General features: G+C 62.8%; 6 protein-coding genes. All 6 read right to left on the bottom strand.

Annotated features, from left to right (window positions below; all coding sequences use genetic code 11):
• The coding region (locus K678_RS18405) for a GTP-binding protein (protein WP_021132405.1) at nucleotides 1–161 on the bottom strand (161 nt) is incomplete at its 3' end.
• A 32-nt stretch (nucleotides 162–193) separates the two neighbouring features.
• Nucleotides 194–2,278, bottom strand: a complete 2,085-nt coding sequence (fusA, locus tag K678_RS16675) for an elongation factor G (protein WP_021133655.1) — start codon at nucleotides 2,276–2,278, stop codon at nucleotides 194–196.
• Between the two features lie 21 nt (nucleotides 2,279–2,299).
• Complete coding sequence (gene rpsG, locus K678_RS16670; RefSeq protein ID WP_021133654.1) at nucleotides 2,300–2,770, bottom strand: 30S ribosomal protein S7; 471 nt, start codon at nucleotides 2,768–2,770, stop codon at nucleotides 2,300–2,302.
• A 14-nt stretch (nucleotides 2,771–2,784) separates the two neighbouring features.
• Nucleotides 2,785–3,156, bottom strand: coding sequence for a 30S ribosomal protein S12 (rpsL, locus tag K678_RS16665; protein ID WP_002725631.1), 372 nt, complete (start codon nucleotides 3,154–3,156; stop codon nucleotides 2,785–2,787).
• 286 nt (nucleotides 3,157–3,442) lie between these two features.
• Nucleotides 3,443–4,873, bottom strand: a complete 1,431-nt coding sequence (gene hpnJ / locus K678_RS16660) for a hopanoid biosynthesis associated radical SAM protein HpnJ (protein ID WP_021133653.1) — start codon at nucleotides 4,871–4,873, stop codon at nucleotides 3,443–3,445.
• The coding region (gene hpnI, locus K678_RS16655; RefSeq protein ID WP_039853704.1) for a bacteriohopanetetrol glucosamine biosynthesis glycosyltransferase HpnI at nucleotides 4,870–5,888 on the bottom strand (1,019 nt) is incomplete at its 5' end. The genes hpnI and hpnJ, both read right to left, overlap by 4 nt.

Below are 5,888 nucleotides of genomic sequence, written 5' to 3'. Positions count from 1 at the left end.
GGGGCCTTGTCGATCTGGTCGTAGGCCGTGAAGGTGGCTCCGCCGGTCTCGGCCAGAACCTTGGTGATCGCCGCAGTCAACGAGGTCTTGCCATGGTCAACGTGACCGATGGTGCCGATGTTGCAGTGCGGCTTGTTGCGCTCGAATTTCGCCTTAGCCATCGTCTCTTACTCCGTCCTCGAATACCGTGTTTTTAGCCAGCCAGCTTGGCGCGAATCTCGTCCGACACATTCTGCGGCACTTCGGAATAGTGATCGAAGTGCATCGTGTACTGCGCCCGCCCCTGCGACATCGACCGCAGCGTGTTGACGTAGCCGAACATGTTGGCGAGAGGCACCATGGCGGTGATGACGCGGGCGTTACCGCGCTGATCCATGCCGTTGACCTGACCGCGGCGGCTGTTCAGATCGCCAATGACGTCGCCCATGTAATCCTCGGGGGTGACGACCTCGACACGCATCATCGGCTCAAGCAGCTTCGGACCGGCCTTGGCGATGCCTTCACGGAAGGCGGCGCGGGACGCGATTTCGAAGGCCAGCACCGACGAGTCAACGTCGTGATAGGCACCGTCGATCAGGGTCGCCTTGAAGTCGATCAGCGGGAAGCCGGCGATGACGCCGTTATCCATGGCCGAGCGGATACCCTTTTCAACGCCGGGAACGTATTCCTTCGGCACCGAACCACCGACGACCTTGTTGGTGAAGACAAAGCCTTCGCCCTTCTCGGCCGGTTCGAAGCGGATCTTGACGCGGGCGAACTGGCCCGAACCACCGGTCTGCTTCTTGTGGGTGTAGTCGCACTCGTAGGACTTCGAGATCGTCTCGCGGTACGCCACCTGCGGCGCGCCGACATTCGCTTCGACCTTGAACTCACGCTTCATGCGATCGACGAGGATTTCGAGATGGAGTTCGCCCATCCCCTTGATCACCGTCTGACCGCTTTCGGGGTCCGAGGCGACGCGGAACGAGGGATCCTCGGCGGCAAGACGCGCCAGGGCAACGCCCATCTTTTCCTGGTCGGCCTTCGACTTCGGCTCGACCGCGACCTCGATCACCGGCTCGGGGAAGTCCATGCGTTCCAGGATCACCAGCGAGCTGGGGGTCGGATCGCACAGGGTATCACCCGTGGTGGTGTCCTTGAGACCAGCGAACGCGACGATGTCGCCAGCGCGGGCTTCCTTGATTTCTTCACGCGAGTTGGCGTGCATCAGCAGCATACGGCCGACGCGCTCGCGCTTTTCTTTGACGGTGTTCTGAATGTACGAACCCGACTCGACAACGCCCGAATAGACGCGGACGAAGGTCAGCGAACCGACGAAGGGGTCGTTCATGATCTTGAAGGCAAGACCGGAGAACGGCTCGTCATCGGTGGCGTGACGGAAGATTTCCTCTTCGGTGCCGAACTTCACGCCGTTGATGGCGGGAATGTCGAGCGGCGACGGGAGGTAATCGACCACGGCGTCGAGCAGCAGCTGAACGCCCTTGTTCTTGAAGGCCGAACCGCACAGCACCGGCACGAAAGTCCGGGCGATGGTGCCCTTGCGGATGCAGGCGCGCAGGGTCTCGATCGAGGGCTCTTCGCCGCTCAGATAGAGCTCCATCGCTTCGTCGTCCATCTCGACCGCGGTCTCGATGAGCTGAGCGCGATATTCGGCGGCCTTATCGGCGAGGTCGGCAGGGATCGGGGCGTCTTCGAACTCGGCGCCCAGGCTCTCGTCCTTCCACACCACCGCGCAATTGCGCAGCAGGTCGACCATGCCGACATAGTTGCTCTCTTCGCCGATCGGCAGATGGAGCACCAGCGGACGGGCACCGAGGCGATCGACGATCATGTCGACGCAACGGTAGAAGTTGGCGCCGATGCGATCCATCTTATTGACGAAACAAATCCGCGGAACTTCGTACTTGTCAGCCTGACGCCACACCGTCTCGGACTGCGGCTCGACACCGGCAACCGAGTCGAACACCGTCACCGCACCGTCGAGCACGCGCAGGGAACGCTCGACCTCGATGGTGAAGTCGACGTGGCCAGGGGTGTCGATGATGTTGACGCGGTGATCGCGCCAGAACGCGGTCGTCGCAGCAGAGGTGATGGTGATACCGCGTTCCTGCTCCTGCTCCATCCAGTCCATGGTGGCGGTGCCTTCATGCACCTCACCGATCTTGTAGGACTTTCCGGTGTAGTAAAGGATACGCTCGGTCGTGGTGGTCTTGCCGGCATCGATGTGAGCCATGATGCCGATATTGCGGTACCGATCGAGGGGCGTCGTGCGGGCCATTTTTCTTCTCGCGTTTCCGGTTTACCAACGATAATGCGAGAAGGCCTTGTTGGCCTCTGCCATACGATGGGTGTCCTCGCGCTTCTTGACGGCGGCGCCACGGTTGTTGGCGGCATCAAGCAGCTCGGCGGACAGGCGGTCGATCATCGTGGTTTCGGAACGCTTGCGCGAATACTCGATCAGCCAGCGGATGGCGAGCGCCTGACGGCGATCGGCGCGGACTTCGACCGGAACCTGATAAGTGGCACCGCCAACGCGACGCGAGCGGACTTCAAGAGCCGGCTTCACGTTGGTCAGGGCCTCGTGGAACACCTTCAACGGGTCCTGGCCGCTGCGGGCCTGGATCTTGTCGAGAGCGCCATAAACAATCGCTTCGGCGGCGGACTTCTTGCCATCGAACATGAGGCAATTCATGAACTTGGCAACGACGAAATCGCCGAACTTGGCGTCGGGAGTGATCTCGCGCTTTTCGGCGGCGTGACGACGGGACATCTGTGACGAACTCCTTACTTCGGACGCTTCGCGCCATACTTCGACCGGCGCTGACGGCGGTCCTTAACACCCTGCGTATCGAGGGTACCACGGATGATGTGGTAGCGAACGCCCGGCAAATCCTTCACACGGCCGCCGCGGATCATCACCACCGAGTGCTCCTGGAGGTTATGACCCTCGCCGGGGATGTAGCTGGTGACTTCGAAGCCATTGGTCAGACGGACACGAGCAACCTTACGAAGCGCCGAGTTCGGCTTCTTCGGGGTCGTGGTGTAAACGCGGGTGCAAACGCCACGCTTCTGCGGGCAGGCTTCAAGCGCCGGCACCTTGTTACGATCCTTCTCCGGGGTACGCGGCTGGCGGATCAGCTGGTTAATCGTAGGCATACGGTCTCTTTCCCCTCGCAGGAATGGCGCAACCAAGATGAAAGGTCACCGGCAGCCTGACTACCGGGCCTCTTCGGGTATCGGTCGCCGACCCGTCCGGCGTTGACATCGTTGTTTCGCTAATCGGCGGACGACGGTGTCATGGCCCGTCGCCAGCCACCGGTCCCCCGGGAGGCCCGCATCCTATTTATCCGTCCACCCCCCGTCAAGAGAAACTGAGTCCGGAACCGGCATACGCGGCTTCGGCCCCGGACTCTCCTGACGGCGTGGTGCGAATCCATAGGGATCAGCACTCGGCTCCGGGCTTGCGGGTTCTGAGGAACTGGAAGAACTCGACGCCCTCGCGAAGACGGCGCTTCATCATGTCCCAGTCTTGAATCATTTCGAGAAGGATTTCACCGATCTTCGACGGGCGGAAATAGAACGCCTTGTAGAAATCGGCGACGGCGGTGAAAATCTCTTCCGACGACAAATGCGGGTAATGCAGCGCCGCCATTTGCCAACCATCCTGGCGAAGCAACCCTTCATCCTTCTGGAACCAGCCGTTTTCAATCGCCTGATTGAACAGCTCGGTGCCGGGATAGGGCGCCGCCATCGACACCTGAAGGGTGCGCGGATTGACTTCCTTGGCAAACGCCAGGGTCTGCTGAATCGTCTCGCGGGTCTCGCCGGGCAGGCCGATGATGAAGGTGCCGTGGACGATGATCCCCAACTCGTGGCAATCCTTGGCGAACTGCCGCATGATGTCGAGGCGCAGGCCCTTGCGGATGTTATTGAGAATCTGCTGAACGCCGGATTCATAGCCGACCAGCAGAACGCGCAGACCGTTGGCCTTCAACACCTCGAGCGTCTTGCGCGGGATGTTGGCCTTGGCGTTGCACGACCAGGTAATTCCCAGCTTGCCGATGCCGCGGGCGATTTCCTCGACCCGCTCGATATCGTCGGTGAAGGTATCGTCGTCGAAGAAGAATTCCTTCACCTCGGGGAACAGCTCGCGCGCCTGGGTCACTTCGGCGATCACGCTGGCCGGAGAGCGGGCGCGGTAGGAGCGGCCGCCGATCGTCTGCGGCCACAGGCAGAAGGTGCATTTCGACCGACAGCCCCGCCCGGTATAGAGCGACAGGTAGGGATGCTTCAAATAGCCGATGAAATAATCTTCGACATTGAGATCGCGGCGATAGATCGGCGACACGAACGGCAGCGCGTCCATATCGGTGATCAAGGCGCGGTCCTTGGTGTTGACCACCGCTCCATCGGGGCCGCGGAAGGTCAGGCCGTCGATCTCGGCGAACGGCTTGCCCTCGGCGACATCGACGATGGTGTAGTCGAATTCGTTCCGGGCGATGAAGTCGATCACCGGCGACGCCAGCAACGACGGCTCGGGCACGGTGGCGACATGCGCCCCGACCATGCCGATCATCAGATTGGGGTTGGCGGCCTTGAACGCCTCGGCGACCTTGACCTCGGAGGCAAAGGTGGCGGCGCTGGCATAGATCACCAGCAGCTCGAAATCTTTCGCCAGCGGCAGGATGTCTTCCAGGGTCTGACCATGGGCGGGCGCATCGACCAGCTTCGACTCCGGCACCAGCGCCGCGAGCTGGCCCAACCACGTCGGATACCAAAACGAGCGAACTTCGCGCTTGGCCTGAAAGCGGGCGCCAGCGCCGCCGTCGAACCCTTCGAGCGAGGGCGGATTGAGAAACAACGACTTCTTCATGAGGCTAACCCCTCGACAGGCTCTAGAGTACCGTCACGACGGACGACAAAACGGCGGCCACGCCATAGCACAGTCCGCCCCGCCGATGCGACAGCATAGACAACAATGGATAGGATTTCCCGCAGCGCCAGATCGGTCAGACAGGCGCGCGGCAGACCGAACGCGGCTTCCTCGGCCCGAATCGCCCACAGGCGGGAGGCTGCGGCCACCCCCAGCACCACCAGCCCCGCCCCGCCGGTTCCCGCCGCCTGGGCGACGAGGGCGGCCAGCAAGGCCAGTGCAACCGGCTGGGTGATGATCGAGGCCAGATGACCGACGCGGTCGATCGAGGCAATGGTCCGGCCCCAGCGGACTTCGTGGTCGAACAGGGCCTTCAACCCCGGCTCGGTAACGACGATATCGACCGGACGGGCGGCCAGGGCGATCGTCTGGCCCTGCGCCCGCGCCATCGCGCCCAGCGCCCAATCGTCGGCCAGCAGATCGGCAACGGCATCCAGTCCGCCGCCCTGCTCCAGCACCGAGCGCCGGATCGCGACCGTCGCCCCGAAGCAGCCGTCGTGACGACCGAGCGCACGGGCGACCAGCGCCGAGGGCAGGAAGCCGTGATTGATCCCCAGCGCGCCAAGACGGCTCCACCGCCCGACGCCGGGATGCCCGACATACAGGCAGGTCACCACCCCAACCTTGGGATCGGCGAACGGCGCGACCAGATCGTCAAGATAGCCGGGGGCAACCCGGACGTCGCTGTCGGCGACAACAATCAGATCGTGGCGGACCTCGGGCCACATCGACAGCAGATTGGCGACCTTGCGGTTGCGCGCCGGACCGCCCGGCCGCACCACCACCGCGACTTCGCCACCGGGCGTCGGCGCGGGCAGCGCCCGGACCACCTCAAGCGCGGTGTCGGACGGATCGCCAACGCCGAACAAAATCTGAAATTCCGGATAATCCTGGCGCAGATTGGAGACAAGCGCCGCCTCCAGCCCGTCTTCGGCCCCGTGCAGCGGCTTCAGCA

Origin of the sequence: Magnetospirillum fulvum MGU-K5 (assembly GCF_000442515.1) — a bacterium.
Classification (GTDB): domain Bacteria; phylum Pseudomonadota; class Alphaproteobacteria; order Rhodospirillales; family Magnetospirillaceae; genus Phaeospirillum; species Phaeospirillum fulvum_B.
This window is presented reverse-complemented; position numbering and strand designations above follow the sequence as displayed.